This is a genomic window from Novosphingobium sp. GW821-FHT09E05, assembly GCF_059416165.1.
The window spans coordinates 14,973-40,239 of the sequence record NZ_JBWKOQ010000006.1; the positions used below are offsets into that span (position 1 = coordinate 14,973).

The 25,267-nt window shown below is 68.2% G+C and carries 26 protein-coding genes; 15 read left to right on the forward strand and 11 right to left on the reverse strand.

What is annotated here, in order from left to right:
• Nucleotides 1-2 precede the first annotated feature (2 nt).
• The 6 genes from sufC to AC07M9_RS18510 are packed head-to-tail and all read left to right on the forward strand — an operon-like array spanning nucleotide 3 to nucleotide 4,023.
• The gene (gene sufC / locus AC07M9_RS18485) at nucleotides 3-755 is read left to right on the forward strand and encodes a Fe-S cluster assembly ATPase SufC (RefSeq protein ID WP_494885791.1); all 753 of its coding nucleotides are present in this window, start codon (nucleotides 3-5) and stop codon (nucleotides 753-755) included.
• Nucleotides 752-1,489, forward strand: a complete 738-nt coding sequence (locus AC07M9_RS18490) for a SufD family Fe-S cluster assembly protein (protein WP_494885792.1) — start codon at nucleotides 752-754, stop codon at nucleotides 1,487-1,489. The genes sufC and AC07M9_RS18490 overlap by 4 nt, the downstream gene beginning before the upstream one ends.
• A complete protein-coding gene (locus AC07M9_RS18495; protein ID WP_494885793.1) occupies nucleotides 1,486-2,691 on the forward strand; it encodes an aminotransferase class V-fold PLP-dependent enzyme in 1,206 nt (401 codons plus the stop codon). The genes AC07M9_RS18490 and AC07M9_RS18495 overlap by 4 nt, the downstream gene beginning before the upstream one ends.
• Nucleotides 2,688-3,155, forward strand: a complete 468-nt coding sequence (locus tag AC07M9_RS18500) for an SUF system Fe-S cluster assembly protein (protein ID WP_494885794.1) — start codon at nucleotides 2,688-2,690, stop codon at nucleotides 3,153-3,155. The genes AC07M9_RS18495 and AC07M9_RS18500 overlap by 4 nt, the downstream gene beginning before the upstream one ends.
• On the forward strand, nucleotides 3,152-3,655 hold the full coding sequence (locus tag AC07M9_RS18505) for a GNAT family N-acetyltransferase (RefSeq protein WP_494885795.1): 504 nt from the start codon (nucleotides 3,152-3,154) through the stop codon (nucleotides 3,653-3,655). The genes AC07M9_RS18500 and AC07M9_RS18505 overlap by 4 nt, the downstream gene beginning before the upstream one ends.
• On the forward strand, nucleotides 3,652-4,023 hold the full coding sequence (locus AC07M9_RS18510; protein ID WP_494885796.1) for a HesB/IscA family protein: 372 nt from the start codon (nucleotides 3,652-3,654) through the stop codon (nucleotides 4,021-4,023). Before AC07M9_RS18505 ends, AC07M9_RS18510 begins: the two co-directional genes overlap by 4 nt.
• A 136-nt stretch (nucleotides 4,024-4,159) precedes the next feature.
• On the opposite strand, the gene AC07M9_RS18515 is transcribed toward AC07M9_RS18510, so the two are convergent.
• Complete coding sequence (locus AC07M9_RS18515) at nucleotides 4,160-5,323, reverse strand: serine hydrolase domain-containing protein (RefSeq protein ID WP_494885986.1); 1,164 nt, start codon at nucleotides 5,321-5,323, stop codon at nucleotides 4,160-4,162.
• Between the two features lie 74 nt (nucleotides 5,324-5,397).
• On the opposite strand from AC07M9_RS18515, the gene AC07M9_RS18520 reads away from it, so the two are divergent.
• Nucleotides 5,398-5,760, forward strand: a complete 363-nt coding sequence (locus AC07M9_RS18520; RefSeq protein WP_494885797.1) for a hypothetical protein — start codon at nucleotides 5,398-5,400, stop codon at nucleotides 5,758-5,760.
• 157 nt (nucleotides 5,761-5,917) lie between these two features.
• Here AC07M9_RS18520 and mnmA read toward each other — a convergent pair whose 3' ends face one another.
• Entirely contained in the window at nucleotides 5,918-7,072 is a 1,155-nt protein-coding gene (mnmA, locus tag AC07M9_RS18525; RefSeq protein WP_494885988.1) for a tRNA 2-thiouridine(34) synthase MnmA, read from the reverse strand.
• 146 nt (nucleotides 7,073-7,218) lie between these two features.
• Here mnmA and AC07M9_RS18530 point away from each other — a divergent pair, with 146 nt between their 5' ends.
• From AC07M9_RS18530 to AC07M9_RS18555, 6 genes are all read left to right on the forward strand, one after another.
• Nucleotides 7,219-7,569 (forward strand): hypothetical protein, encoded by a 351-nt coding sequence (locus AC07M9_RS18530; RefSeq protein WP_494885799.1) that lies wholly within the window; start codon nucleotides 7,219-7,221, stop codon nucleotides 7,567-7,569.
• Entirely contained in the window at nucleotides 7,566-7,865 is a 300-nt protein-coding gene (sciP, locus tag AC07M9_RS18535) for a CtrA inhibitor SciP (RefSeq protein ID WP_160984234.1), read from the forward strand. Before AC07M9_RS18530 ends, sciP begins: the two co-directional genes overlap by 4 nt.
• A 296-nt stretch (nucleotides 7,866-8,161) precedes the next feature.
• The gene (locus AC07M9_RS18540; protein ID WP_494885800.1) at nucleotides 8,162-9,415 is read left to right on the forward strand and encodes an efflux RND transporter periplasmic adaptor subunit; all 1,254 of its coding nucleotides are present in this window, start codon (nucleotides 8,162-8,164) and stop codon (nucleotides 9,413-9,415) included.
• A 17-nt stretch (nucleotides 9,416-9,432) separates the two neighbouring features.
• Nucleotides 9,433-12,861, forward strand: a complete 3,429-nt coding sequence (locus AC07M9_RS18545; RefSeq protein WP_494885802.1) for an efflux RND transporter permease subunit — start codon at nucleotides 9,433-9,435, stop codon at nucleotides 12,859-12,861.
• A gap of 94 nt (nucleotides 12,862-12,955) precedes the next feature.
• Nucleotides 12,956-14,164 carry a DUF445 domain-containing protein gene (locus AC07M9_RS18550; RefSeq protein WP_494885804.1) on the forward strand — a complete coding sequence of 403 codons (1,209 nt, stop codon included), beginning with the start codon at nucleotides 12,956-12,958 and terminating at the stop codon, nucleotides 14,162-14,164.
• Between the two features lie 17 nt (nucleotides 14,165-14,181).
• The gene (locus AC07M9_RS18555; protein WP_494885806.1) at nucleotides 14,182-14,709 is read left to right on the forward strand and encodes a GNAT family N-acetyltransferase; all 528 of its coding nucleotides are present in this window, start codon (nucleotides 14,182-14,184) and stop codon (nucleotides 14,707-14,709) included.
• Here AC07M9_RS18555 and AC07M9_RS18560 read toward each other — a convergent pair.
• The 6 genes from AC07M9_RS18560 to sucC form a co-directional block, all read right to left on the reverse strand.
• Nucleotides 14,706-15,155 carry an energy transducer TonB gene (locus AC07M9_RS18560; protein ID WP_494885807.1) on the reverse strand — a complete coding sequence of 150 codons (450 nt, stop codon included), beginning with the start codon at nucleotides 15,153-15,155 and terminating at the stop codon, nucleotides 14,706-14,708. The two genes, AC07M9_RS18555 and AC07M9_RS18560, sit on opposite strands and share 4 nt — an antisense overlap.
• An 8-nt stretch (nucleotides 15,156-15,163) precedes the next feature.
• Nucleotides 15,164-15,436, reverse strand: a complete 273-nt coding sequence (locus AC07M9_RS18565) for a hypothetical protein (protein ID WP_494885809.1) — start codon at nucleotides 15,434-15,436, stop codon at nucleotides 15,164-15,166.
• On the reverse strand, nucleotides 15,436-16,341 hold the full coding sequence (locus AC07M9_RS18570; protein WP_494885811.1) for an energy transducer TonB: 906 nt from the start codon (nucleotides 16,339-16,341) through the stop codon (nucleotides 15,436-15,438). Before AC07M9_RS18570 ends, AC07M9_RS18565 begins: the two co-directional genes overlap by 1 nt.
• 122 nt (nucleotides 16,342-16,463) lie before the next feature.
• Complete coding sequence (locus tag AC07M9_RS18575; RefSeq protein ID WP_494885812.1) at nucleotides 16,464-17,396, reverse strand: electron transfer flavoprotein subunit alpha/FixB family protein; 933 nt, start codon at nucleotides 17,394-17,396, stop codon at nucleotides 16,464-16,466.
• Nucleotides 17,396-18,142: an electron transfer flavoprotein subunit beta/FixA family protein gene (locus AC07M9_RS18580; protein ID WP_494885813.1), complete on the reverse strand. Its 747-nt coding sequence runs from the start codon at nucleotides 18,140-18,142 to the stop codon at nucleotides 17,396-17,398. Before AC07M9_RS18580 ends, AC07M9_RS18575 begins: the two co-directional genes overlap by 1 nt.
• Before the next feature lie 255 nt (nucleotides 18,143-18,397).
• Complete coding sequence (sucC, locus tag AC07M9_RS18585; protein WP_494885815.1) at nucleotides 18,398-19,597, reverse strand: ADP-forming succinate--CoA ligase subunit beta; 1,200 nt, start codon at nucleotides 19,595-19,597, stop codon at nucleotides 18,398-18,400.
• A gap of 188 nt (nucleotides 19,598-19,785) precedes the next feature.
• On the opposite strand from sucC, the gene AC07M9_RS18590 reads away from it, so the two are divergent.
• Nucleotides 19,786-20,580: a 3'(2'),5'-bisphosphate nucleotidase CysQ gene (locus AC07M9_RS18590; RefSeq protein WP_494885817.1), complete on the forward strand. Its 795-nt coding sequence runs from the start codon at nucleotides 19,786-19,788 to the stop codon at nucleotides 20,578-20,580.
• Between the two features lie 37 nt (nucleotides 20,581-20,617).
• Here AC07M9_RS18590 and AC07M9_RS18595 read toward each other — a convergent pair whose 3' ends face one another.
• Together AC07M9_RS18595 and AC07M9_RS18600 are read right to left on the reverse strand one after the other, a co-directional pair.
• A complete protein-coding gene (locus AC07M9_RS18595) occupies nucleotides 20,618-22,174 on the reverse strand; it encodes a DUF1570 domain-containing protein (protein ID WP_494885818.1) in 1,557 nt (518 codons plus the stop codon).
• Nucleotides 22,175-22,332: 158 nt separating this feature from the next.
• On the reverse strand, nucleotides 22,333-23,007 hold the full coding sequence (locus AC07M9_RS18600) for a YiaD family glycine zipper/OmpA-like lipoprotein (protein ID WP_494885819.1): 675 nt from the start codon (nucleotides 23,005-23,007) through the stop codon (nucleotides 22,333-22,335).
• A 189-nt stretch (nucleotides 23,008-23,196) separates the two neighbouring features.
• On the opposite strand from AC07M9_RS18600, the gene AC07M9_RS18605 reads away from it, so the two are divergent.
• Nucleotides 23,197-24,531, forward strand: coding sequence for a hemolysin family protein (locus tag AC07M9_RS18605; RefSeq protein ID WP_494885821.1), 1,335 nt, complete (start codon nucleotides 23,197-23,199; stop codon nucleotides 24,529-24,531).
• Between the two features lie 295 nt (nucleotides 24,532-24,826).
• Here the strand turns inward: AC07M9_RS18605 and AC07M9_RS18610 are convergent, their stop codons facing one another.
• Nucleotides 24,827-25,267, reverse strand: coding sequence for a DUF3035 domain-containing protein (locus tag AC07M9_RS18610; protein ID WP_494885822.1), 441 nt, complete (start codon nucleotides 25,265-25,267; stop codon nucleotides 24,827-24,829).

Below are 25,267 nucleotides of genomic sequence, written 5' to 3' on the forward strand. Positions count from 1 at the left end.
CCATGCTCCAGATCACCAACCTCCAGGCGACCGTCGCCGACAAGCCGATCCTCAAGGGTCTCTCGCTCACCATCAACCCGGGCGAGATCCACGCGATCATGGGCCCCAACGGCGCGGGCAAGTCGACGCTGGGCTACACGCTAGGCGGCCGGCCCGGCTACGAGGTGACCGGCGGTTCGGTCGATTTCGCAGGGCAGGACCTGCTCGCACTGGCGCCACACGAGCGTGCCGCCGCCGGTCTGTTCCTCGGCTTCCAGTACCCGGTCGAGATCCCCGGCGTCTCCTTCGTCCAGTTCCTGCGCGAGGCGGCCAACGCCCAGCGCCAGGGCCGCGGCGAGCCGCCGCTGTCGGGGGGCGAGTTCCTCAAGCTCGCGCGCGAGAAGGCGGGCCTGCTGCGCATGGACATGGACATGCTCAAGCGCCCGGTGAACGTCGGCTTCTCCGGCGGCGAGAAGAAGCGCGCCGAGATGGTGCAGATGGGCATCCTCGGCCCCAAGCTGGCGATCCTCGACGAGACCGATAGCGGCCTCGACATCGATGCGCTGCGCATCTGCGGCGAGGGCATCAACGCGATCATGCGCGCGCCCGACAAGGCGGTGCTGCTCATCACTCACTACCAGCGCCTGCTCGATTACGTGAAGCCCGACTTCGTCCACGTCCTCGCGGGCGGCCGCATCGTCAAGACCGGGGGCGCCGACCTCGCGCTGCGGCTCGAGGAAGAAGGTTACGAGGCCGTGGTGCAGGAGACGGCATGAACGTCGAGCTGACCCTGCCCAGCCGCAAGGACGAGGACTTCCGCTACTCGGACATCGAGGCCCTGCGCGGTCTCTGGCCGATCCTCTCGGAAGAGATCGCGGTCGCTGACGGCGAGGAAGCCTCGCACCAGATCGTCGAGACCGGCGCGGACGCGGTCGCGCGCCATATGACCATCACGCTCGGCAAGGGCGCGAAGTTCGACCTGCGCGTGCTGACCGCCGGCCCTGCCTTCGGCCGCATCGCCATCGACGTGCGCCTCGGCGAAGGCGCCGACTTCACGCTCGGCGCGGCGCAGCTGGCCACCGGCACCGAGACGTTGGAGATCGTCACCGAAGTCACCCACACGGCGCTCAACGCCACCTCGGCGCAGATCATCCGCACCGTGCTCGCGGGCCATGCGACCGGCACTTACCTCGGCCGCATCGCGGTGGAGCGCGGGGCCGACGGCACCGACGCCGAACAGTCGGTGCGCGCCATGCTGCTCGACCGCACCGCGACCGCCAATGCGCGTCCCGAGCTGGAAATCTACGCCGACGACGTCAAGGCCGCGCACGGCTGCGCGGTGGGCGAACTCGACGCCAACGGACTGTTCTACCTGATGAGCCGCGGGCTCACGCCGCCGCAGGCCAAGCGCCTGATGCTCCAGGCCTTCATCGCCGAAGCCTTCACCGGCGCGCCCGGCGAAACGGAACTGAGCGAAGCGGCGATCGCGCGACTGGAGGCTATCCTGTGACCCTGCAAACCGCAGAACTCGTCGTAAAGGACCAGTTCCCCGGGCTCGCCGGAGACTGGCACTACCTTGACACCGCCGCCACCGCGCAAAAGCCGCTCGCGGTGATCGACGCCACCGTGCGCGCGATGGGCGCCGACTACGCCACCGTCCACCGTGGCGTATACGCCCGCTCGGCCGACATGACGCTGGCTTTCGAGGCGGCCCGCCGCCGCGTCGCCGCCTTCATGAACGCGCGCGAGGACGAGATCGTCTACACGCGCGGCGCCACCGAATCGATCAACCTCGCAGCCCAGACCTGGGGCGCCGCCAACCTCAAGGCGGGGGACCGCATCCTGCTCTCGATGCTGGAGCACCACTCCAACATCGTGCCATGGCAACTCCTGCGCGAGAAAACCGGCGTCGAAATCGACATCTGCCCGCTGACCGACGACGGCCGCATCGACCTTGCGGCGGCCGAGCGCATCCTCACCCCCGCCCACAAGCTGGTCGCCTTCGCGCATGTCTCCAACGTGCTCGGCTCGGTGCTCGACGTGGCGGCGGCGGCGAGGCTGGCCCATGCTGTCGGCGCGAAGCTGCTGATCGACGGCTGCCAGGCCGCGCCCCGCCTCGCCCTCGACATGGCCGCCTTCGATTGCGACTTCTACGCCTTCTCCGCGCACAAGCTCTACGGCCCCACGGGGATCGGCGTACTCTGGGCGCGTAAGGAAATCCTCGATTCCATGCCCCCGTGGCAGGGCGGCGGCGCAATGATCGACCGCGTGACTTTCGAGAAGACCACTTTCGCCCCCGCCCCGCAGCGCTTCGAGGCGGGTACGCCCAACATCATCGAGGCGCTCGGCATGGCGACAGCGATGGACTGGCTTTCGGGCATCGGCCTCGACCGCGCCGAACGCCACGAGCGCGACCTTGCCGCACTGCTGCGCTCCGAACTGCGCAAGCGTAACGACGTGACGCTGTTCGGGCCGGATGATGCGCTCGGCATCGTCAGTTTTGCGCTCGACGGGGTGCATCCGCACGACCTCGGCACCATATTGGATGAGGAAGGCGTGGCGATCCGCGCCGGCCACCACTGCGCCCAGCCGCTCATGGAGCATCTGGGTGTACCGGCGACGGCACGGGCCAGCTTCGGCCTCTACAGCGACGAAGCCGACATCGAGGCGCTCCTGAAAGGGATCGAGCGCACACGGAGAATTTTCGGATGAGTGACGACAAGCCTTTCAGCATCGAGGAAGTCGAGGCCGCGCCGGCCCCGCCGCGAGCCCGCGTCGATGACGCCGTGCCGCCCCCGGCGGAGCGCAAGCGCGACTATCTCGACGGATTCCTGGCCGAAAAGCCGCAGGACACCGACCCCGCCGCGCCCGGCGGCGAAATCTACGAAGGCGTGATCACCGCGCTCAAGGAGATTTTCGACCCCGAGATTCCGGTCAACATCTACGACCTGGGCCTCATCTACGGCGTCGAAGTCTCGCCAGAGGCTGCGGTCGCGGTGACCATGACGCTGACCACGCCGCACTGCCCGGTCGCCGAATCGATGCCCGGCGAAGTCGAGATGCGCGTCGCGGCGGTGCCCGGCGTGCGCGACTGCGAAGTGAGCCTCGTCTGGGATCCGCCGTGGGACATGGCCAAGATGACCGACGAGGCCAAGCTGGAACTGGGAATGCTGTGAGCGAAGTGGCCGTCCTCGACCTGGCGATCACGCGCGCCGACTTCGCCGATCCCGGCGATGCGGCGGCGCTCGTCCTGGTGCTGGACGCCTATGCGCGCGATCCGATGGGCGGCGGCGAGTCGCTGTCGGCGGACGTGCGCGAGCGACTGGTCCCGGCGATGGCGCTGGTGCCCGGCGCCTTCGCGCTGCTCGCCCGCCTTGACCGCGAGCCGGTGGGCCTGGCGACCTGTTTCATGGGCTTCTCGACGTTCGTGGCGCGGCCGCTGGTCAATATCCACGACGTCTCGGTGATCCCCGGCCAGCGCGGCAAGGGCATCGCCCGTGCCCTGTTCGCCGCGATCGAGGCCGAGGCGCGCCTACGCGGCGCCTGCAAGGTGACACTCGAAGTGCTCAGTGGCAACCACCGCGCCAAGGAACTCTACGCATCGCTGGGCTACGGCGACTTCCAGCTTGACCCCGAGGCCGGCAGCGCGCTGTTCTGGCAGAAGAGGCTGACATGACCGAAACCACCACGACCACCCGCCCTGCCCGTGCCCGCCCCGCCGCCGTCATCCTGACGCCGAGCGCCGAGGCCCGCATCGCCAAGCTCATGGGCGAGGCGCCCGCGGGCGCAATCGGCGTCAAGCTCTCCACCCCGCGCCGCGGCTGCTCGGGCCTCGCCTACTCGGTCGACTACGTGACCGAGGAAGCCAGGTTCGACGAGAAGATCGAGACTCCCGGCGGCGTGTTCTACATCGACGGGTCCTCGGTGCTCTACCTCGTGGGCAGCACGATGGACTGGGTGGAGGACGACTTCACCGCCGGGTTCACCTTCGAGAACCCCAACGCCAAGGGCGCCTGCGGCTGCGGCGAAAGCTTCACGGTCTGAGGCGCGGCGTGTTGCTCACCCCCTGATCCACACGTCGTCCCCGCGCAAGCGGGGACCGCTGGCGTACTTTAGGCGCGACCTCTCGAACGCTCCGGGGCGCAATATCCACCCATCCCCGGTCTAACCGGAGACCACGCTACTCCTTCCCGCCCGGGAACAGCGCCAGCAGCGCGCCCAGCCGGTCATGCACTTCGCGCTGCTGCGCGGCGTCGCTGTGGCCGATGCGCACGACGGTCAGCAACTGGTCGGGCGAGCTGATCACGTATTGCCCATATTCCCCGATGCACCCGAACACGTTCCTCGGCGCCGTGCCCAGATAGAGCCGCGCCGTGTCCCCCGCCCCCGCGCGGTTGAGCCAGACGCCGGCGCCGTAGCCCGGCTCGCGCGGCGAAGGCTCCAGCATGAACTGCACCCAGCGGCGCGGCAGGACCTGCGCGCCGCCGATCGAACCCGTATGCCGCAGGAACTCGCCCAGCTTCGCCCAGTCGCGCGCGGAGGCATGGATCATGCCCGAGCCGATCATCGTCCCCGCCCGGTCGTAGCCGACGATCGTCGAGCCCATGCCGATCGGCAGCAGCACGCGGGTCTTGAGGTAATCGCCCACCGCCTGCCGCCGCCGAACCGGGTTCCGGTCGGGCGAGAGCACGCGGGCAGCAAGATCGGCAAGAATCACCGCGCTGGCCGACGACGGCTCGAACGTGCTGCCGGCCGGCGCTTCCAGCGGCTGCGCCTCGGCATAGGAGGCCATGTCGTCACGCCCGTCGAGGAACAGCATGCGCATGCGGTCCGATTCGGCCTCGATCCGTCCCTTTCCGGCCACGGCCGATTCGTCGTGGCGGAGCCCCGAACGCATCTGCAGCAGCTGCTTGAGCGTCACCGCGCCGCGCGGGTCGCCGGGGCGCTGCCATTCGGGGACGGGCGCCGATTCGTTCAGCCGCAGCCGCCCGTCGCTGACCAGCTGGCCGATCATCAGCGCGGTGACGCACTGGCCCATGCTCCAGCCGGGCAGGCGCGTTTCGCTCCCGATTCCCGCGCCGTAGCGCTCCGCGATCACCGAGCCGCGCTTCATGACGACCAGCGCGTCGGTGCGGCCGACCGCGCCGTCCTCGAACACCGCGTCGATCGCGCGGCCGAGCGCCGCGGGGGGGGCGCCGCCGTCGTCGCGGATCGCCGCCTGCGCCTCGGCGCTCGGCGGCGGCGGGCCCTCGGGCGGGGACTGTCCACAGGCCGCCAAAGTCGACAGCGCGAGGCTTGGCAGCGCGAGCAGGGCGAAGGTATGGGAAAGGCGGCGCACCGGCATGACGCGCGGTGTGATGTGCGAGGTGCTTAAGAATGGCAACAGCCGGGAAATCCGGAGCGGGGGACAAGGTTACCGTGCCCCAAGGCACGCACTTCGCGGCGCAACCCTCGCGCTGGAAGCGTAACCTTGCGGTGCTTGCGGTGCTGGCCCTCGGCGGCGCGCTCGCCTTCGCCTGGCAGGGGCTGCGCGAGGAGGCGCTGGTCGGCGCCGCCTATGGCGCGCGCGTCGGCTGCGTGTGCCGCTTCGTCTCGCAGCGCCCGATGGAATCGTGCGAGGGCGACCTCAAGGTCGCCGGGCTGAGCGGCGTGGCCGGGATGGTCTCGCTGTCGGAAGATGCGGCGGGCCGGGCCGTCGTCGGTTCCGTGCCCTTGCTGGCCACCCAGCGCGCCGACTACCGCGAAGCGCGCGGCTGCCAGCTGGAGCCGTGGCGGGAGTAGGTCACGCCGCCTGCAACGGTTTCCGCCCTTCCCGAGAAGGCGGGACCCCGGCCGACTCCGGCGCGGCGGGCAGGTGCTTCAGGGACGCCCCTGCCTTCACGGAGAGCGCGAAAAGAGCTTGAGGCACGGCTCTATGTCGCAGCGCGCCGGGCAGTCCTCAGACCGCGCTTTGCGTCGAATCGATCCAGCCGCCGCCGACCACCCGCTCGCCCGCATAGATCACCGCCGCCTGTCCGGGGGCGACGCCGTATTCGGGCTCGGCGAAGCGGATCGTGACCGGAGCGCCCTCGCCCAGCGGTCCTTCGAGCGTGATCGGCACCGGCCTGGCCAGTGAGCGGACCTTGGCGGTCAGCGGCCCGTGCGGCAGCGGGCCGATGCGGTTGGTCTCCACCACCCGCGCCGCGGCGGTGGCGAGCAGGCGGCGCGGGCCGACACGGACCTGGCGGGTTTCGGCCTCGATGCCGGTGACGTAGAGCGGCTCGGGCTGGCCGCCGATCTCGAGGCCGCGGCGCTGGCCGACGGTGTAGTGGATCACGCCGCGATGGCTGCCCAGCACCGCGCCGGTCTCGGCATGGACGATCTCGCCGGGCGCCTCCCCCTCGGGGCGCACGGAGCGCACGACCTTGGCATAGTCGCCGTCGGGCACGAAGCAGATGTCCTGGCTGTCGGGCTTGGCGGCATTCCGAAGCCCCGCCGCCTCGGCGAGCCGGCGCGTTTCGGTCTTGGGGAGGCCGCCCAGGGGGAAGCGCAGGAAGTCGAGCTGCGCCTCGGTCGTGCCGTAGAGGAAATAGCTCTGGTCGCGCGCCGGATCGAGGGCGCGGTGCAGTTCGGCCCCCGCCGGCCCCATCACCCGGCGCACGTAGTGACCGGTGGCGAGGCAGTCGGCGCCGAGTTCGCGCGCCATCGCCAGGAGGTCGGTGAACTTGGGGCCCATGTTGCAGCGGATGCAGGGGATCGGCGTGCGCCCGGCGAGATAATCGTCGGCGAAGCGCTCGACTACTTCCTCGCGGAACGCGCTCTCGTGGTCGAAGACGTAGTGGGCGATGCCCAGGCGGTCGGCCACGGCACGCGCGTCACGGATGTCGTCGCCCGCGCAGCAGGCACCCTTGCGGCCGGTTGCGGCGCCGTAGTCGTAGAGCTGGAGCGTGACGCCGATCACCTCCGCGCCGCTCGCGGCGGCGAGCGCGGCGACGACCGAGCTGTCCACGCCGCCCGACATGGCCACGACCACGCGGCGCGCGGCCAGCGGGGCGGCAAGCTGGAACAGGTCGGCAGGGTGGAGCCCGGACAGAAGGTCGGCGGAGAGAGTCATCACCCGCGCGCCCATACAGGCAAACGCTCCGTTTTCCTACCTTCCGCGTTTGCCGTCCTGACAAGCCCGGCTGCCGGCAATGGTGAAGGAGGGGTAAAAGCGGCTTTTACGATCTCTTGACGAGGGCCGGGTTATAGCCCCGCATCATGAACATCGCACATCATTACAAGGCCCCGGAAACAGGGGATGCGCAGGATCGCGCTGGTGCAGGGTTCGCCGATCGTCCGCTAGCGGGCGATCTTCGGCAGATCGACTGGGAAGCCCTGCGTTCACGCCTTTTCGCCGCCCAGGGTCAACGCGGCACCGAGGGCACCAACGCGGCCGCCCGTCTGCACCTGCGCGGCAGCTTCGACGGCTGCGCGGCCTCGACGTTAACCACTTATCAGGAATCTTCAAGATTCGTTAACCTTGATGGTTCAAGCAATGGCAAGTCCGGGGAGGGCATGTCTCCTCCCGTCGCCGGTGAGAATGCAAGCGGCGAGCGAGGGCAAAGATGATCGAGAACCAGAAAATCCGGCCTGCGCAGGTGATCGGTCCGCTCGGCGAACCGTTAACCGTAGATTCGCTGCCGCCAGCCAACACGACCCGCTGGGTCGTGCGCCGCAAGGCGGAAGTCGTCGCAGCCGTCAATGGTGGCCTGCTGACGATCGACGAAGTATGCGAGCGGTACCAGCTCACGCTCGAGGAGTTCGCCTCGTGGCAGCGCGCGGTCGATCGCTCGGGCATGCAGGGCCTGCGTGTGACGCGAATCCAACACTACCGCGATCTTTACGAGCGCCAGCAGAAGTACTGATCCAGCCCGGCCCGTTCGGCTGCAATCGAAAGGCGACCGCGGACAGAGCTTCGCGGTCGCCTTTTCGCGTTATGGCGCAACAATATAGCTGTATCCGGCAGTCGCACCGCAACGAAGTCGTTCGTCGATGCGGATCGACCGCAAACCGACTGCAGATTGCCACCCTGTTGCAGCCCGTATATGGAACAGGTGGATTTGAGCCACATCGGGGGACCGTGCCTTGAACGCGCGGATACCACTGGCGTGGCGGGAGAAATCACGCCGCCCGAGACGCGCGTGATGCTTGCGGTGACCAGATGAACTACGACGGCAAGATTGAACCCGGCCGGGCTCCCGGCAACTATGTGGGTGAGCCTGCCGGCTCCCCCGATGCCGTCGACGCGGCCGGCAACCCGCTGGCCGTCGACGACGAACAGGACCGCCGCTCGCGCCGCTGGATCTGGATCGTCGCGGTCGTGGTAGGCGTGCTGATCGTCGGCATCTGGTTCTTCGTCCACAGTGGCGACAAGCAAAGCGCCGCCGACGCCGGCGCCGCGCAGGTGCCCGTCGTGACCGTCGTCGTCCCCGGTCGCTCGACCGTCGCCGGAGAGATCAGCGCGACCGGCTCGCTCGCCGCGCGCCGCTCGATGCCGGTGGGCTCGGTCGGCGAAGGCGGCGAAGTCCGCGAAATCCGCGTAGAGGCCGGTGACTGGGTCCAGCAGGGTCAGGTCCTCGCGGTGATCGACCGCTCGGTGCAGACGCAGGCGGCCGCCAGCCAGTCGGCCCAGGTCGACGTCGCCGCCGCCGACGCGCGCATCGCCCAGTCCAACCTCGATCGCGGCCTCAAGCTGGTCGACCGCGGCTTCATCTCCAAGGCCGACGTCGACCGCCTGACCGCAACGCGCGACGCCGCCGTCGCCCGCGTCAACGTCGCGCGCGCCACCCTCGGCCAGCTGCGCGCCCAGAATGCCCGCCTCAACATCGTCGCCCCGGCGTCCGGCCTCGTGCTCGAACGCAACGTCGAGCTCGGCCAGGTGGTGAGCGGCGGCAGTGGCGTGCTGTTCCGCCTCGCCAAGGGCGGCGAAATGGAACTGCTCGCGGCGCTGTCGGAAGACGACCTCGCCGCGCTGGCAGTGGGCGTCGAGGCGAAGGTGACGCCGGTCGGCTCGGGCCGGACCTTCACCGGCCAGGTCTGGCAGCTCTCCCCGGTGATCGACACCAACACCCGCCAGGGGACCGCGCGCATCGCGCTCAAGTTCGACCCGGCCCTACGCCCCGGCGGCTTCGCCAGCGCGGTGATCGAGAGCGGTGCCGTGGTGGCGCCGATGCTGCCCGAATCGGCGATCCAGAACGACGCCAAGGGCGCGTTCGTCTACGTCGTCGACAACGCCGACAAGGTCCACCGCCGCCCGGTCACCACCGGTCTCGTCACCGCCAGGGGCATCACGCTCAAGTCGGGCCTCAACGGCACCGAGAAGGTGGTGCTGCGCGCCGGCGGGTTCCTCAACGACGGCGACAAGGTCAAGACCCGGGCGGTTTCCGCCCCCAGTTCCACCAGCCCCGCCAGCTGACGGACGGCTGAAAACCAATGCGCAACATCTCGGCCTGGTCGATCCGCAACCCGATCATTCCCATCGTCTTCTTCATCGGCGTCATGATCGCCGGCATCGTCTCGTTCAACCGGATGGACGTGAACAACATGCCGGACATCGAGTTCCCCGGCGTCCACGTCGGGGTCTCGCAGCCGGGCGCCGCGCCGACCGAGATCGAGACGCAGATCACCCAGATCATCGAAGGCGCGGTGCGCTCGATCCCGGGGGTCGAGGAAATCCAGTCGACCGCCTCCGAGGGCCGTTCGACCACGATCGTGTTCTTCTCGGTCGGCACCAATGCCGACATCGCCACCAACCAGGTCAAGAACGCGGTAGACCAGATCCGCGGCGAGCTGCCCGACGGCATTCTCGAGCCGCAGGTTTCGAAGATCGAAGCCGGTGGCGGCGGCAGCCTCGCCTACTTCGCGGTGGCGGCCGACGACATGACGATCGAGCAGCTGAGCTGGTTCGTCGACGATACCATCTCCAAGTCGCTGCTCTCGGTCGAGGGAATGGCGACGGTCAGCCGTGACGGCGGCGTCAACCGCGAGATCCGCGTGGTGGTGGATCCCAACCGCATGGTCGCGATGGGGGTGAGCGCCAACGACGTCAACAACGTGCTGCGGCAGGTCAACGTCGATGCCGCCGGTGGCCAGGCCGAGATAGCCGGCTCGCGCCAGTCGGTGCGCGTACTCGGCAATGCGCAGAACGCCTATGCGCTGTCGCAGACCCGCATCAACCTCGGCAATGGCCGCCAGATCAAGCTGGCCGACATCGCCAGCGTCTACGACGGCTATTCCGACCGCACCGACGTCGCCCGCGTCCATGGCCGCGAGGTCGTGACCTTCGGCTTCGAGCGTGCCCGCGGCGCCTCGGACGTGGCGGTGTACGACGCGGCGGCTAAGAAGCTGGACGAAATTCGCAAGCTGCATCCCGACATCCACATCACCCAGCTGTTCTCGCAGGTGGACTACACGCGCGGCCAGTACACCAGCTCGATGGAAGCCTTGGTCGAGGGCGCGGTGCTGGCGATCGTGATCGTCTACCTGTTCCTGCGCGACTGGCGCGCGACGATGATCTCGGCGCTGGCGATCCCGCTCTCGGCGATCCCGACGTTCTGGTTCATGGACCTGCTCGGCTTCTCGCTGAACTTCCTCTCCCTGCTGGCCCTCAGCCTGGTCGCGGGGGTGCTGGTCGACGATGCCATCGTGGAAATCGAGAACATCGTCAGACACATGCGCATGGGCAAGAGCGCATACCAGGCCTCGATCGACGCCGCCGACGAGATCGGCCTGGCGGTCGTCGCGACGACGTTCTCGATCGTCGCGGTGTTCCTGCCGGTGGGCCTGATGCCGGGCATTCCCGGGCAGTTCTTCAAAGCGTTCGGTCTCACCGTCGTCGCCGCGGTGCTGATGAGCCTTGCCGTCGCGCGCGTCATCACGCCGATGGTCGCGGCCTATTTCCTCAAGTCGCACGGCCACGCCGAGCACGGCGGCGGCAAGGCCATGGACTTCTACATGAAGGTCCTCGCCTGGACGCTCGACAGCCGGGAGGCCGAACGCCTGCGCGCCCGGCTCGTGCCGCAGCCGCGCGCCTGGTGGTATCCGCTCGTGGCGGCGCTGTTCTTCATCGTGCTGATCGGCGCTGGTCTTGGCCTTGCCGCGCTGCTGTTCACGGCCCTGCAGGGCGGACTGACCAAAATCGGGCTCGCCAAGGCCGCCTTCGTGCTGGCCGCCGTGCTCGCGCCATTGGGCATCCCGCTGGCGATCTGGGGGCTGGGCAAGCTGCTGCGCCTCCTCGCCGCCGTGTTCGGCGCGTTCGGGCGGTGGTATCGCTACTACACCGACCGCGTGATCGCGCGCATGCACGACCACCGCTTCTACGCCTTCTGCGCCAGTATCTACGCCCTCGTGGTGACCTTCGCGCTGCTCGCGGGGCTGCCGCAGCAGTTCCAGCCGCCCACCAACAACGACACCAGCGAGGTCAAGATCGAGATGGTGCCCGGCACCACCCTCGAACAGAGCGAGGCCGTCGCCGGCCGCGTCACCCACCTGCTCGAACAGCAGCCCGAAGTGAAGCGCGTGCTCGAGTTCTCAGGCGAGGGCAAGGCCACGCTCTACATCGCGCTCAAGCCCGCGAAGGAGCGCGATTCGACCAGCATCGAGTTCGAACGCCGGCTCGCCCCCGCGCTCCAGGACTTCGCTGACGCGCGCGTGACCTTCGCCACCCAGTCGGGCGGCTTCGGCAGCGGGCGCGACATTTCGGTGATGCTCTCGGGCAGCGATTCCGAACTGCTGGGCAAGACCGCGCAGACGCTGGTCGAGCAGATGCGCACGGTGCCCGGCATCGTCGCCCCGCGCATCGCCGCCGACCTGCAGCGCCCCGAACTGGTCATCGTGCCCCGCCTCGACCTCGCCGCGCAGCTTGGCGTGACGACCGGCGCGCTCAGCCAGACCATCCGCATCGCGACGATGGGCGAAATCGACCAGAACACCGCCAAGTTCTCGCTGAGCGATCGCCAGATCCCGATCCGCGTGATCCTCGACCGCACCTCGCGCCGGGACTTCTCGACGATCGAGAACCTGCCGGTCGCCACCACGAACGGCGGCTCGGTGCCGCTCAGCCGCGTCGCCGAGATCCGCTTCGGCGCCGGCCCCACGCAGATCCAGCGCTACAACCAGTCGCGCCGCATCTTCGTGGGCGCCGATCTCGGCCAGGGCCAGGTCAAGGGCCCGGCGATGGCGGCGATCCAGGCGCTGCCGATCATGAAGAACCTGCCGGCCGGCGTCTCCAACGCCCCTGTCGGCGAGGACAAGTGGCAGGGCGAGATGATCTCCAACTTCATCGTTGCGGTGGTCAGCGGCATCTTCCTGGTCTTTGCGGTGCTGGTGCTGCTCTACAAGCGCTTCGTCTCGCCGCTGGTGAACATGGCCTCGCTGCTGCTGGCGCCGCTGGGCGGCATGCTGGCGCTGACCGCGGCCGGCCAGCCGATCTCGATGCCGGTCTACATCGGCATCCTGATGTTGCTGGGCATCGTCGCCAAGAACTCGATCCTGCTGATCGACTTCGCGATCGAGGAGATGGCCAAGGGCGTGAACAAGCTCGACGCGATCATGGACGCGGGCCACAAGCGCGCCCAGCCGATCGTCATGACCACGGTCGCGATGACCGCAGGCATGGTGCCAACCGCGCTGTCGCTCTCGGGCGACGGGGCCTTCCGCGCGCCGATGGGCGTGACGGTGATCGGCGGGCTGCTGCTCTCCACCCTGCTCACGCTCGTGATCGTCCCGGCAGCCTTCAGCCTCGCCGATGGTTTCGAGAAGAGGATCGGGCCCAAGCTGCGCAAGTCGCTGCTGACGTACGATCCCAAGCTTCACGGGCCGGGCGGGAGCGAGAAAACCTATCGCCCCCAGCCCGCCGAATGACCGCGATCGCGTAGAAAGGGACAAGTTGCCGCCAGCCGGGCGAAGCGCAGGGGGACCAGCATCGACGGGCGTCCCGCAGGACAAGGCCCGCCGGATGCGCCTGTTCGCCACCGGTCTGCTGCTGGCGATGGCGGTGGCCTTCGTCGTGCTGCGGCGCTTTGCAGGCGAGCATCCCGCCTGGGGCTACGCGATCGCCTTCACCGAGGCGGCGATGGTCGGCGGCCTGGCCGACTGGTTCGCCGTCACCGCGCTGTTCCGCCGCCCGCTTGGCCTGCCGATCCCGCACACCGCGATCATTCCCGAGAACAAGAACCGCATCGCCGATTCGATGGCGGCTTTCCTGCGCGACAATTTCCTGACCGCGCAGGTCGTCGCCCGGCGGGTGAACGCCTTCAATTTCGCGGGCGCGGCGGGCGGATTCCTGTCCGATCCCGGGCGCGGCGGCCAGTCGCGCATCCGCGCGGGCGCGGCGAACCTCGTCGCCGACGTGCTCGAATCGCTTGATCCGGAGCGGCTCGGCAACCAGGTCCGCGCCGGGCTCGCGCGCCAGCTCGAGCGGGTGGAAATCGCCCCGCTGCTCGGCCAGATGCTTTCCGCCGCGATCGCCGACGGCCGCCACCGCCCGCTGATCGAAGGCGCGATCCGCTGGGCCGGCGAGGCGCTGGAGGCGAACGAGGAGATCGTCCGCTCGATGATCCGCGAGCGCGCGCACAGCCTGCTGCGCCTCACCGGCCTCGACAGCCGCATCGCCAATTCGGTGCTCGATGGGCTCTACAAGCTGCTTGCCGAGATGATCGTCCAGCCCGACCATCCACTCAAGGCCAAGGTCGAGCAGATGCTCCAGGACCTCGCCGACCGCCTCGTCAATGACCCCCATACGCGCGAGCGGGTCGAGAGCGCCAAGCGCGAGATGATCGCCAACCCGGCGGTCGGCCAGTGGTGGCAGTCGGTGTGGGAACGCCTGCGGCGCAAGCTGGTCGACGCCGCGCGCAACCCCGACACCGCGCTCGGCGGGCAGCTGACGACGATGCTCGGCGAACTGGGCGGCGCGCTGCGCGACGACCCGCGCCTGCAGTCGCAGATCAACCGCTTCGCCCGGCGCACCCTGGTCGGTGTCACCGCGCGCTACGGCGACGAGATCGTGCGCCTCGTCTCCGAGACGGTGAAACGCTGGGACGCGCGCACCGTCAGCGACCGCATCGAGGGCGCGGTGGGCCGCGACCTGCAGTTCATCCGCATCAACGGCACCCTCGTCGGCGGGTTGTTCGGGGTGTGCATCCATGCGGTGGACCGGCTGCTGTGAGCGAGGCGGCGGGACCGATGCTGACGACCCGGCGCTTCGAGCTGTGGCGCCCGGTGGCGGGCGACCTGCCCGACCTGTGCCGCCTGCTGGCCGACGCGCAGACGCGCCGCTACCTCGGCCCGGCGCGGCCCGATCCGCACGCGCAGTTCGACCGGCTGATGCGCAACGCCGGGTCCTGGGCGCTGCACGGATACGGCACGTTCATGGTCCGGGTCCGCGGCGCGGCGGCGATTGTCGCCACTTGCGGTGTCTTCCACTCGATGCGCGGCTTCGAGGCCCACTTGCGCATGGAGGACGTCGCGGAGGCGGGCTGGATCGTGCGCCGCGACCACCAGGGCCAGGGGGTCGCACGCGAGGTCATGGAGGCGGTGCTCGCGTGGTTCGACGCGGCCCATGGGCCCCGCCGCATCGCCTGCATGATCGAGGAAGGCAACGTCGCGTCGGAGCGCTTGGCCGGAAGGCTCGGCTTCGTGCGCTACGCCCGCCACGACCTCGACGAAGGCGAGGATCGGGTCTCGATGATGCTGCTGGAGCGCGGCGCCTAGGCGCGCCACGCCGCAAAGATGATCGTCCCGTTGCAGTAGGACGCCACCGGATTCCCTGTCCGATCCAAGGCCGGTTCGAACCGGGCGAAGGACATCAGTGACCTGCAGGCCGCCGCATCGAACGCAGGCTCGTTGTAGGAACGCAGCACCTTGCAGTCGGTGGGCTTGCCATCGGCGCCCACCAGAAAACGCAAATTGACACGCGCCTGCTGGCCTCGCGCCGCTGGCCCGGAAGGGTAATCGACGCGCTTGGCCCACGCTTGTATGCCTCTGGCCTTCGTTCGCCGCGACAGGCTGTTCTGCGTCGTGGGATCCAGACCCCAACTTTCGACCAGCGCGTCCGTGCACTGGCGCATAACGGCGAAGGGCTTGTCCAGCGGCCCCGTCTTCAGAGTGATGGCCCTACCGCGCAACTGGAGCGTGATGACGTCGGCCTGCGCTTCCATCTGCGGCGTCACCGCGCCCGGCACATCGCGGTGATCCCGCGCAGTTCGCCGCCGTTGATGATCAGCTGGAAATTGTCGCCGGGCGTGAAGCGCTGCATTTCCAGAACCAGCGGCGTGTCTCCGCTTCCGAATGAGCGCCGCAACGCACATCCCGATGGCGTGGCGTCAAGGACCCAGGGCGTCGAGGCCGCGAGTACCGCGCCATCTGCATGCGCCGGCATCGGCACGGCAAGCAGAGCCGCCATCGCCGCCCCCATCGCATCGCGTATCCCCTTAGCCATCAGCGCTTGCGCTGCTGGGGCATGCGCGGCTTGCGGTCGACCACCCACATCACCCGGCGCACCGAGTAGGACGCCACCGGATTGCCCGCCGCATCGAGCGCCGGCTCGAACTTCGCGCGCTGGCTGATCCTGTCGCAGGTCACCTTGGCGAAGCGCGGTTCGTTGAAGCCGTTGACCACCTGGCACTGGCTCACCGCGCCGGTCGCGTCGATCATCAGGCGCACGTCGACCAGCGACTGTTCGCCTTCGCTGGCGAGGTCGGCGGGATAGCTGCTGCGGGGAAGCCATGTGTCGGAATCCGTCAGCGGTTTCGGCCAGCGGGAGAGCGCTTTCTGCTGTGCGGGATCGAGGCCCCAGGACTTCACCAGACCCTCGGTACAGCTGTCCATCGCCGCGAGAGCGTTGCCGAGCGGGCCGGTGCCGATCTGCACCCCCTTGCCGCCCCAGCCGACGATCAGCGAGGTGACCTGCGCCGCCCGCTCCCTGGTGACAGGCGCGGGCCGGGCCTCTCCCTCGCCATGGCCGTTGAGCGTGGTGCTCATGAAGAACAGCGTCGTCAGCTTCTGCCCGTCGCCGGCCTGCATGTCGCCGAGAGTGAAGCGGGTGCTGATCGGCTTGCCGTCGGGCCCGGTGGAGAGCGTCACTTTCGTGGCATCGGTGACGCCCGAGAAGGCGCGTCCCGCCACGGTGAAGTGGAAGAAGTCCCCCGGCGCCAGCTGCTCGAACTGCACCAGCACCGGCTCCTCCGCCGTGCCGAAGCCGCGCTGCAGATGGCAGGCGTTACCGGTGTAGTCGACCTTCCAGGGCGAAGTGGCGGTGACCACCCTGGTCTCGGCCAGCGCCGGGGCGGAAAGCGCCACGGCGGCGGTCAGGACGGCAGGCAGGAACACGAGTCGCAGCGTCATGTCGTATCCTCATGGGGCGAAGGTCGGACGGAAATAAAGCGCCAATCCAAGGCCCTGACAAGCAGAAGCCCCGGCTGTCACCAACCGGGGCTTCTTTTCTGTAGCAGTCCCTGCGGGCCGGTTCAGAGCTTGCCGGTGAGGTCCGGTACGGCGGTGAACAGGTCGGCGACGAGGCCGATGTCCGCGACCTGGAAGATCGGGGCGTCCTCGTCCTTGTTGATGGCGATGATGGTCTTCGAATCCTTCATGCCGGCGAGGTGCTGGATCGCGCCCGAGATGCCGACCGCGATGTAGACCTGCGGCGCGACGATCTTGCCGGTCTGGCCGACCTGGTAGTCGTTGGGCACGTAGCCCGCGTCGACCGCGGCGCGGCTGGCACCGACGGCGGCGCCGAGCTTGTCGGCGAGCGGCATGATGATCGCCTCGAACGTCTCGCCGTCCTTCAGCGCGCGGCCGCCGGAGACGATGATCTTGGCGCTGGTCAGTTCCGGGCGTTCCGAGGTCGCGATTTCCGCGCCCACGAAGCTGGACAGGCCCGCATCGCCGGCGCCCGAGACGTCCTCGACCACGCCCGAACCACCGGTGGGTTCGGCCTTGGCGAAGGCGGTGCCGCGCACGGTGATCACCAGCTTGGCGTCGCTCGATTCGACCGTGGCGATGGCGTTGCCGGCGTAGATCGGACGGGTGAAGGTCTTTTCGCCCTCGACCGAGAGGATGTCCGAGATCTGCGCGACGTCGAGCAGGGCGGCGACGCGCGGCGCGACGTTCTTGCCGGTGGTGGTGGCCGGCGCCAGGAAGGCGTCGTGATGGCCCATGAGCTCCACGATCAGCGGCGCGAGGTTCTCGGCCAGCGCGTGCTCGTAAGCCGCGTCGTCGGCGAGGTGGACCTTGCCCACGCCGGCGATCTTGGCGGCTTCGTCAGCCACGGCGCGGCAACCCGAGCCGGCGACGAGCAGGTGGACTTCACCGAGCTTGGAGGCGGCGGTGACAACGGCGAGGGTCGCGTCCTTGACGGAGGCGTTGTCGTGTTCGACCCAGACGAGAGTCTTGGACATCAGGCTACTCCCAGTTCCTTGAGCTTGGCGACGAGCGCATCGACGTCGGCGACCTTGATGCCGGCGGAACGCACCGGCGGCTCGGAGACCTTGACGGTCTTGAGGCGCGGGGCGATGTCGACGCCGTAATCGGCGGGGCTCTTCACATCGAGCTGCTTCTTCTTCGCCTTCATGATGTTGGGCAGCGAAGCGTAGCGCGGCTCGTTGAGGCGCAGGTCGGTGGTGACGATCGCGGGAAGCGCGAGCTTCACCGTCTCGAGGCCGCCGTCGACCTCGCGGGTCACGGCGACGAATTCACCGTCGATCTCGACCTTGCTGGCGAAGGTGCCCTGGGGCCGGCCGAGCAGCGCGGCGAGCATCTGGCCGGTCTGGTTCGAATCGTCGTCGATCGCCTGCTTGCCCAGAATCACCAGGCCGGGGTTTTCTTCACCGACGATCGCCTTCAGGATCTTGGCGACGGCCAGCGGTTCCACTTCGGCGTCGGTTTCGACCAGGATCGCACGGTCGGCGCCCATGGCGAGCGCGGTGCGCAGGGTTTCCTGGGCCTTGGTCGGCCCGACCGAGATCGCGATGATCTCCTCGGCCTTGCCGGCTTCCTTGAGGCGGATGGCTTCCTCGACGGCGATTTCGTCGAAGGGGTTCATGCTCATCTTGACGTTGGCGAGGTCCACGCCGGTGCCGTCGGCCTTGACCCGCGGCTTCACGTTGTAGTCGATCACCCGCTTTACGGGTACGAGGATCTTCATTGCGATCTGTCCTCTCACTGCTGGGACGGCGGATTTAACCGCGCGATTAAAACTGTTGGAGCGAGCTATCGCGTCCCTTTACCGCCCCGTCAACCCCCGCCGAAACGGGAAGCGCTTGGGGACAGGAAAGCTCAGCTACGCTGCAGAGTTGCGGAGCGACCATGCAGAAACGGCGGGGGTCGCGAAACCCCCGCCGTCTGCGTATTCGTCAAGTGATCGTGAGCACGAAGCGCGCGATCGGCATTTCGGCGCCGATCAGGCGACCTTCTGCACTTCCGCGACGATCTTCTTGGCCGCGTCGCCCAGGTCGTTGGCGGGGACGATCGCGAGGCCGGAATTGGCCAGGATGTCCTTGCCCTGCTGGACGTTGGTGCCTTCGAGGCGGACGACGAGCGGAACCGAGAGGTTCACTTCCTTCGCCGCGGCGACGATGCCCTCGGCGATGACGTCGCACTTCATGATGCCGCCGAAGATGTTCACGAGAATGCCCTTAACGGCGGGATCCGCGAGAATGATCTTGAACGCCGCGGTCACCTTCTCCTTGTTGGCGCCGCCGCCGACGTCGAGGAAGTTGGCCGGGAACATGCCGTTGAGCTTGATGATGTCCATCGTCGCCATGGCAAGGCCGGCGCCGTTGACCATGCAGCCGATGTCGCCGTCGAGCTTGATGTAGGCGAGGTCGTACTTCGAGGCTTCTACTTCGGCCGGATCTTCCTCGGTCTCGTCGCGCAGTTCCATCACGTCGGGGTGACGGTACAGGGCGTTCGAATCGAAGCTCATCTTGGTGTCGAGGACGAGCAGGTTGCCGTCCTTGGTTTCCACCAGCGGGTTGATCTCGAGCATGTCGCAGTCGAGCGAGACGAAGGCCTCGTACAGCTGCTTCGAGATCTTCTGGGCCTGCTTGTTGAGCTCACCGGTCAGCTTCAGCGCGAAGGCGACGGCGCGGCCGTGGTGCGGCTGGAAGCCCGAGGCGATATCGACGGTGATCGTGGTGATGCGCTCGGGGGTCGAGTGGGCGACTTCCTCGATGTCCATGCCGCCTTCGGTCGAGACGATCAGGGCGACGCGGCTGGTGGCGCGATCGACGACCATCGAGAGGTAGTATTCCTTCTCGATGTCGACGCCGTCGGTCACGTAGAGGCGGTTCACCTGCTTGCCGGCATCACCCGTCTGGATGGTGACGAGGGTGTTGCCGAGCATTTCCTTGGCGAAAGCCTCGACTTCCTCGATCGACTTGGCGAGGCGCACGCCGCCCTTGGCGTCCGCGCTAAGTTCCTTGAACTTGCCCTTGCCGCGTCCGCCGGCGTGGATCTGCGCCTTCACGACGTAGAGCGGCCCCGGGAGCTGCTTGGCGGCGGCAACCGCTTCCTCTACGGTCAGCGCGGCGATGCCGGCGGGGATACCCACGCCATACTTCGCGAGCAGTTCCTTGGCCTGATATTCGTGAATGTTCATCGCTCAAATCGCTTTCTGCTGGAGGTTCCTTGGGAAGGCGCCGTAGCCATAGTTTCGCCCGGCCGCATAAGCACATCCCTGCCGGCTTGAAAAGTCCCGGAGCCTGCGCAAATGCATAGCGGACGAGAAATTGATCCTGCTAAAATGATAAGAGTTCGCAATAGCAATTAAGCATCGAAAGATGACCCATGATTGATCGTGACAGACTGGAAGCCATAGTCCGGGAGGCCGGGCGCATAGCCCTGGCGGGTTGGCCGGGCGATGGCCATGTCCTCGAATCGTGGGAAAAGACCCCCGGCAGCCCGGTCTGCACCGCCGACCTCGCCGTCGATGCCTTCCTCAAGACCGAACTGCGCGCGCTGCTGCCTGCGGCAGGCTGGCTCTCGGAAGAGACGGTCGACACGCGCGAGCGCCAGGGGACCGAGCTGGTCTGGCTGGTCGATCCGATCGACGGCACCCGCGACTTCATCCGCGGGCGGACGGGGTGGGCGATCTCGGTGGCGCTGGTGAACACCCGCCGTCCGCTGCTCGGCTATCTCCATGCGCCGGTCAGGAAACGCGACGAAGGCGGCGAGTTCTGGTTCGGCGAGGCGGGCAAGGGCGCATGGCGCAACGGCAGGCGCCTGGTCGCCAGCCGCCGCGAATCGCTCGCCGGCTCGCGCGTGCCCGCGCACAAGCTGGCGCCCGAGGATGCCGACCTCCAGCTCGTCGACCAGCCCAATTCGATCGCGCTGCGCATGGCGATGGTCGCGGCCGACGAGGCCGACCTGCTGGCCACGCTACGCTGGGGCTACGAATGGGACATCGCCGCCGCCGGCCTGATCGCGCGCGAGGCGGGCGCGGTGGTGACCGATGCCTTCGGCCAGCCCCTCAACTACAACAAGCACGACCCCCGCGCCTTCGGGGTGATGGTCGCCTCGACCGGCATCCATGAGGCTGCCGTGGAACGCCTTGCCGACCGCGCGGTGCGCTTCTCGGCCTGATCTCGAAGGCCTCTTCCGAAGCGAGAGGCCCCGGCGATCAGTCGCCCGCTGCGGCCTCGACGCTCTCCCCATCCTCTCCCACGCCGCCTTCGCCCTTCCAGGTCGGGTCCTTGTCGATCCGTTCGATCATCCGGCGCGCGTAGTCGGCGCCGCCGCCGCCATGGGGATTGTGGGCGACCGGCGTGAGAATGACCCTGGCATCCGCCGGGCGCCCGGCATGCAGCAGCGCCTGCCCGAGGTTCATGCGCAGGCCGAGGTCGAACGGCGCCAGCTCGGCCGCCCGAATCAGTCCATTCAGCGCCAGGGGCGAAGGTTCCTCGCCCTGCTCGACGAAGCTGCGGTAGAAGTAGACGAGCGGCAGCGGATGGTCGTTCTCGATCCGGTTGAGCGCGATGAACGGGGCGCGCGCGGCCTTGTAGGCGGCTTTCGTATCGTCCGCCTCGGGCGCCATGCGGAACAGCGCCAGACCCTTCTGGACATAGGCGTTGACCTGCGCGGGATCGATCGCGATCGCGGCGTCGGCGGCGGCGATGGCTTCCTTGTCGTTGCCGGCATCGTACTCGCACTCGGCCAGCGCGGAGAGGACGGCGGCATCGCCCGGGAAGCGCGAGGCGACTTCACGCGCCTGTACCAGAAGGCCCTTCGCCTCTTCCGCGGTCACGCCGCGCTTGGAGCGGATGCGCACCGGCATCATCGCCGCCTGCCCCGCGGACAACGGGCGAATCGCGATCCTGCCGATCGGCACCTTGTCGGCGGTGAGCCGAAGCGCGGTCATCTGCCGCTTGGCCAGATACCGGTCGACATCCTTTTCAAGGAGGGCGAAGTCGCCGAAGGCCTCGACCGCCGCGGCGCGCTGGCCCTTGCCGTCGCGCAGCAGCGCCAGGTAGCGCGAGAACTGGCCCTCGCGCGCCTTGTCGAAGGTCAGGTAGTGGTAGAGCAGCCAGCTATTGCCGTAGAACGCATCGTAGCTGGTGTGCTTGCGCTTGTCGTAGTCGGTGGGATCGAGCAGGTCGGCGACCTTCACGTCGGTGGCATAGAACAGCTCGCCGGCGCGGTGATTGGCGGGCCGGCCCAGCCAGATACCGCCGTCGGGCTCGAACTTGCTGGAGGCGAAGAACTCGGCCGCGCCTTCGCCGAACCAGCGCGGCATCGGCAGCGAACTCGACGAGATCAGGAAGTGGTGCGCATATTCGTGCAGCAGCACCACCATCGACCAGTTGACCACGCCGTTGCCCGAATCGACCGTCGGCACGATCGCCAGCGATCCGCCGGCGTTGGGCACATAGAACCCGCCCACGAACTTGTTGTCGCCGCCATGGAGTTCGCGCACTTCCTTCGCGGTGCGCACGACGTAGACGGTCACGCGGTTCGACGGACTGGGCGCCGGTGCCTGCCGGTCCAGCAGCAGCGCCATGCCCGCATGATAGCGTTCTAGCTGCTGCGAGAAGCGCGTGATGTCGCGCTCGCTGTCCTGCGCGTAGATGACGAAATGCTCGCTCGACGCCTCGAGCCAGGGCGTCTCCGCCCGCGCTTCGCAAGCCAGCCCCGAGCAGAGCCACGCCGCCGCAAGCGCCGCCAACATCCTCAAATGCATCAAGTCCCCCCGAACCCGGTAAGCGCTCAGCCTAGCCGCTATGAGGGGCGAAACAAGTTACCTTATGGAAAGAACGCATCGACGGCGGACCAAAAAAGAAGGGACCGGCGCATTGCGGCGCCGACCCCTTCCCCGATCCCGCTTCCGGCGGAAGCTGGTTACTTCGCCGCGTTGACGTCGTCGGTCGTCACCGGGGTGATCTTGATCTCGACGCGGCGGTTGAGCGCGCGGCCCTCGGCGGTGGTGTTGTCGGCGACCGGGTGGTCCTTGCCCATGCCCTGCGTCTGGATGCGCGAGGACGAGACGCCGCGCGTGATGAGATAGCGGCCCACCGCATCGGCGCGGCGCTTCGACAGGTCCATGTTGTACGCCGCCGATCCGGTCGAATCGGTGTGGCCGTAGACGTCGATGAGGCTGTTGGGATACTGGATCATCGACTGCGCGACCTTGTCGAGCGAAGCCTGGAACGCTCCGCTGATCTGCGTCGAATCGACCGCGAAGGTGACGTCGGGCAGGTTGACGAGGATGCCGTCGCCTTCCTGGCTGACGTCGATGCCCGAGCCAGCGGTCTGTTCCTTCAGCTCCTTGATCTGCTTGTCCATCTGGTAGCCGACCACGCCGCCGGCGACGCCGCCGATGCCGGCGCCGACGATGCGCGCGGTCTTGCCGCCGATGACGCTGCCGAGCAGGTAGCCGAGGCCGGCGCCGCCGACGCCGCCGATGGCGGTGCGCGAAACCTTCTTCTCACCCGTGTTCGGGTCGGTGACGCAGGCGGAGACGGTGACCATCGCGAAAACCGCGGCGGCCGACGTGATCAGGCGCGACTTGTTCATCTTGGAGGCCCTTCCTCTGTTGTGCCCTTGAAAGGCATCTGTGCGATAGTGGACATGAATGGCAAATGGCTGTTGCCGGCTCAACCCCTATCGCCGGCCTCGGTTCCCGGCGATCATCGGGTTGCAAAGCGTTGCCGTTCTTCACGAGCGCTTCGCACATGCCGCAATCTCTGCTAGCGATACGGCATTGTGACGCCCTTTCCCTGGACTGACCTCCTCATCATCGCCGGCCTGATCCTGATCAACGGCCTGTTCTCGATGTCCGAACTGGCCATCGTATCCGCACGCGCACCGCGCCTGAGGGCGCTCGCCGACAAGGGGAGCCGGGCGGCGCAGACCGCGCTGGACCTTGCCGCCGATCCCGGACGGTTCCTCTCGACCGTGCAGATCGGCATCACCCTCATCGGCATCATCGCCGGCGCCTATTCGGGCTCCAGCCTCGGCGGGCCGGTCGGCGAGCGGCTTGTCGCGCTGGGCCTGCCCGTGCGTTTCGCCGGAGAGGCGGGCTTCGCGGTGGTCATCATGGCCACCACCTATGCCAGCGTCGTCGTCGGCGAGCTGGTACCCAAGCAGCTGGCGCTGCGCATGGCCGAGCCGGTGGCGCTCATCATGGCGCGGCCGATGAGCATCCTGGCGACCATCATGGGCCCGTTCGTGTGGCTGCTCGACCGCTCCTCCGCCCTGATCCTGCGCCTGTTCTCGATCCGGCGAGGCGATTCCGAGCAGCTCACCGCCGAGGAACTGCACATGATCTTCGCCGAGGCGACCCGTTCAGGCGTCATCGAGGAAGACGAACGCGCGATCATGACCGGCGTCATGCGCCTCGCCGACCGCCCGGTGCGCGAGCTGATGACCCCGCGCAACCAGATCGACTGGATCGACGTCGATGCCGACGAGGCCCAGCTGCGCGCCAAGATCGAGGCTTCGCCGCACTCGCTGCTGCCGGTGGTGGGCGACGGTACGCCCGACAACATCGTCGGCATCCTCAAGGTGCGCGAAGTGCTCGCCTGTCTCGTCGCGGGCCGCCCGGTCGACGTGCGCGCGATGATGCGCAAGGCCGAGGTCATCCCCGACCAGCTCGACGCCATGGACGCCCTGCGCAAGCTGCAGACCGCCGAAGTGGCGATGGCGGTGGTCCACGACGAATACGGCCACCTCGAGGGGCTGGTGACGCCCTCCGACGTGCTGGCGGCGCTGGCGGGCACCTTCGTCGCCCACCAGGACGAGGGCGACGAGCCGATGGTGGTTGAGCGCGAGGACGGCTCGCTGCTTGTCTCGGGCGCGATGCCGGCCGATTCCCTGGCCGACCGGCTCGGCATGACCCTGCCCGACGACCGCGAATTCGCGACGCTGGCGGGCTACATCCTCGCCGTGCTGAAGAAAGTCCCGCGCGAGGGCGAGCACTTTTCCGAACAGGGCTGGCGCTTCGAGGTCGTCGACATGGACGGGCTCAAGATCGACAAGATCCTGGTCAGCGCGGACGTGGACGAGGACGCCGACGACGGGGTCAGCGGCGACGGCTGAGCCCGCGATTCGCCGTCGGGGCCTTCGACAGGCTCAGGCGGAGCGGGGCTACATCTCCCCAAGGAACCCGTCGTCCCCGCGCAGCCGGGGACGACGGGGAAATGGGGCGGGACTGGTGCCCTGTCCACGCCGTACTCTTTTGCTGAAGCCGAAAGCCCCACGCTGAACGGAGGGCAACCGCGTACCCGCCAACGCCGCCCAAACCCCGCTCGGCCTGAGCCCGTCGAAGGCCCCCGCCCCAATGAAAAAGGCCGGACTTTCGCCCGGCCTTTTTCCGTAACTCCGAACCGAAGGCTCAGGCGCCCGCGCTGGGGCTCGGCGCCGCACCGGTCGAGGTCTGCGCGTCGCGGCCGTCGCCTTCGGGGGCGGCGAGGATGGCGCGGGTGATCTGGCCCTTGGCGACGGTGTAAGTGCCCGGGTCGCCCACTGTGGAGCGGATCGCCGGGTCCGAGGTGCCGGCGAGGCCGAGCGTGGTCTTCTCGATCTCGCTGCGGGCCTGCGGGCCGCCGAACAGCGCGTCGAGCGTCTGCTGCTGGAGCGATTCGTCGGCGGGGCGCGGCTGGCCTTCCTTGGGCGGGCTCAGCGAGAAGTCGGGCGGCACCACCAGCGGGGTCTGGCGCTGGACGGCGAACTCGTCGGGACGGCTGCGGTTGAACAGCCCGGTGCTACCGCAGGCCGACAGCATCACGGCGCCGGTCGCGACGAGGAGAAGGGCACCGGTTTTCTTCATGCGCAT

What these genes read in the sequence shown, in the direction of transcription:
- AC07M9_RS18555 (WP_494885806.1), top strand. Translation starts at nt 14,182, where the DNA reads ATGCTGACGACCCGGCGCTTCGAGCTGTGGCGCCCGGTGGCGGGCGAC.
- AC07M9_RS18490 (WP_494885792.1), top strand. Translation starts at nt 752, where the DNA reads ATGAACGTCGAGCTGACCCTGCCCAGCCGCAAGGACGAGGACTTCCGC.
- AC07M9_RS18500 (WP_494885794.1), top strand. Translation starts at nt 2,688, where the DNA reads ATGAGTGACGACAAGCCTTTCAGCATCGAGGAAGTCGAGGCCGCGCCG.
- sciP (WP_160984234.1), top strand. Translation starts at nt 7,566, where the DNA reads ATGATCGAGAACCAGAAAATCCGGCCTGCGCAGGTGATCGGTCCGCTC.
- AC07M9_RS18545 (WP_494885802.1), top strand. Translation starts at nt 9,433, where the DNA reads ATGCGCAACATCTCGGCCTGGTCGATCCGCAACCCGATCATTCCCATC.
- AC07M9_RS18565 (WP_494885809.1), bottom strand. Translation starts at nt 15,436, where the DNA reads ATGGCTAAGGGGATACGCGATGCGATGGGGGCGGCGATGGCGGCTCTG.
- sucC (WP_494885815.1), bottom strand. Translation starts at nt 19,597, where the DNA reads ATGAACATTCACGAATATCAGGCCAAGGAACTGCTCGCGAAGTATGGC.
- AC07M9_RS18570 (WP_494885811.1), bottom strand. Translation starts at nt 16,341, where the DNA reads ATGACGCTGCGACTCGTGTTCCTGCCTGCCGTCCTGACCGCCGCCGTG.
- AC07M9_RS18540 (WP_494885800.1), top strand. Translation starts at nt 8,162, where the DNA reads ATGAACTACGACGGCAAGATTGAACCCGGCCGGGCTCCCGGCAACTAT.
- mnmA (WP_494885988.1), bottom strand. Translation starts at nt 7,072, where the DNA reads ATGACTCTCTCCGCCGACCTTCTGTCCGGGCTCCACCCTGCCGACCTG.
- AC07M9_RS18575 (WP_494885812.1), bottom strand. Translation starts at nt 17,396, where the DNA reads ATGTCCAAGACTCTCGTCTGGGTCGAACACGACAACGCCTCCGTCAAG.
- AC07M9_RS18610 (WP_494885822.1), bottom strand. Translation starts at nt 25,267, where the DNA reads ATGCGCATGAAGAAAACCGGTGCCCTTCTCCTCGTCGCGACCGGCGCC.
- AC07M9_RS18560 (WP_494885807.1), bottom strand. Translation starts at nt 15,155, where the DNA reads ATGGAAGCGCAGGCCGACGTCATCACGCTCCAGTTGCGCGGTAGGGCC.
- AC07M9_RS18600 (WP_494885819.1), bottom strand. Translation starts at nt 23,007, where the DNA reads ATGAACAAGTCGCGCCTGATCACGTCGGCCGCCGCGGTTTTCGCGATG.
- AC07M9_RS18510 (WP_494885796.1), top strand. Translation starts at nt 3,652, where the DNA reads ATGACCGAAACCACCACGACCACCCGCCCTGCCCGTGCCCGCCCCGCC.
- AC07M9_RS18590 (WP_494885817.1), top strand. Translation starts at nt 19,786, where the DNA reads ATGATTGATCGTGACAGACTGGAAGCCATAGTCCGGGAGGCCGGGCGC.
- AC07M9_RS18580 (WP_494885813.1), bottom strand. Translation starts at nt 18,142, where the DNA reads ATGAAGATCCTCGTACCCGTAAAGCGGGTGATCGACTACAACGTGAAG.
- sufC (WP_494885791.1), top strand. Translation starts at nt 3, where the DNA reads ATGCTCCAGATCACCAACCTCCAGGCGACCGTCGCCGACAAGCCGATC.
- AC07M9_RS18530 (WP_494885799.1), top strand. Translation starts at nt 7,219, where the DNA reads ATGAACATCGCACATCATTACAAGGCCCCGGAAACAGGGGATGCGCAG.
- AC07M9_RS18515 (WP_494885986.1), bottom strand. Translation starts at nt 5,323, where the DNA reads ATGCCGGTGCGCCGCCTTTCCCATACCTTCGCCCTGCTCGCGCTGCCA.
- AC07M9_RS18550 (WP_494885804.1), top strand. Translation starts at nt 12,956, where the DNA reads ATGCGCCTGTTCGCCACCGGTCTGCTGCTGGCGATGGCGGTGGCCTTC.
- AC07M9_RS18595 (WP_494885818.1), bottom strand. Translation starts at nt 22,174, where the DNA reads ATGCATTTGAGGATGTTGGCGGCGCTTGCGGCGGCGTGGCTCTGCTCG.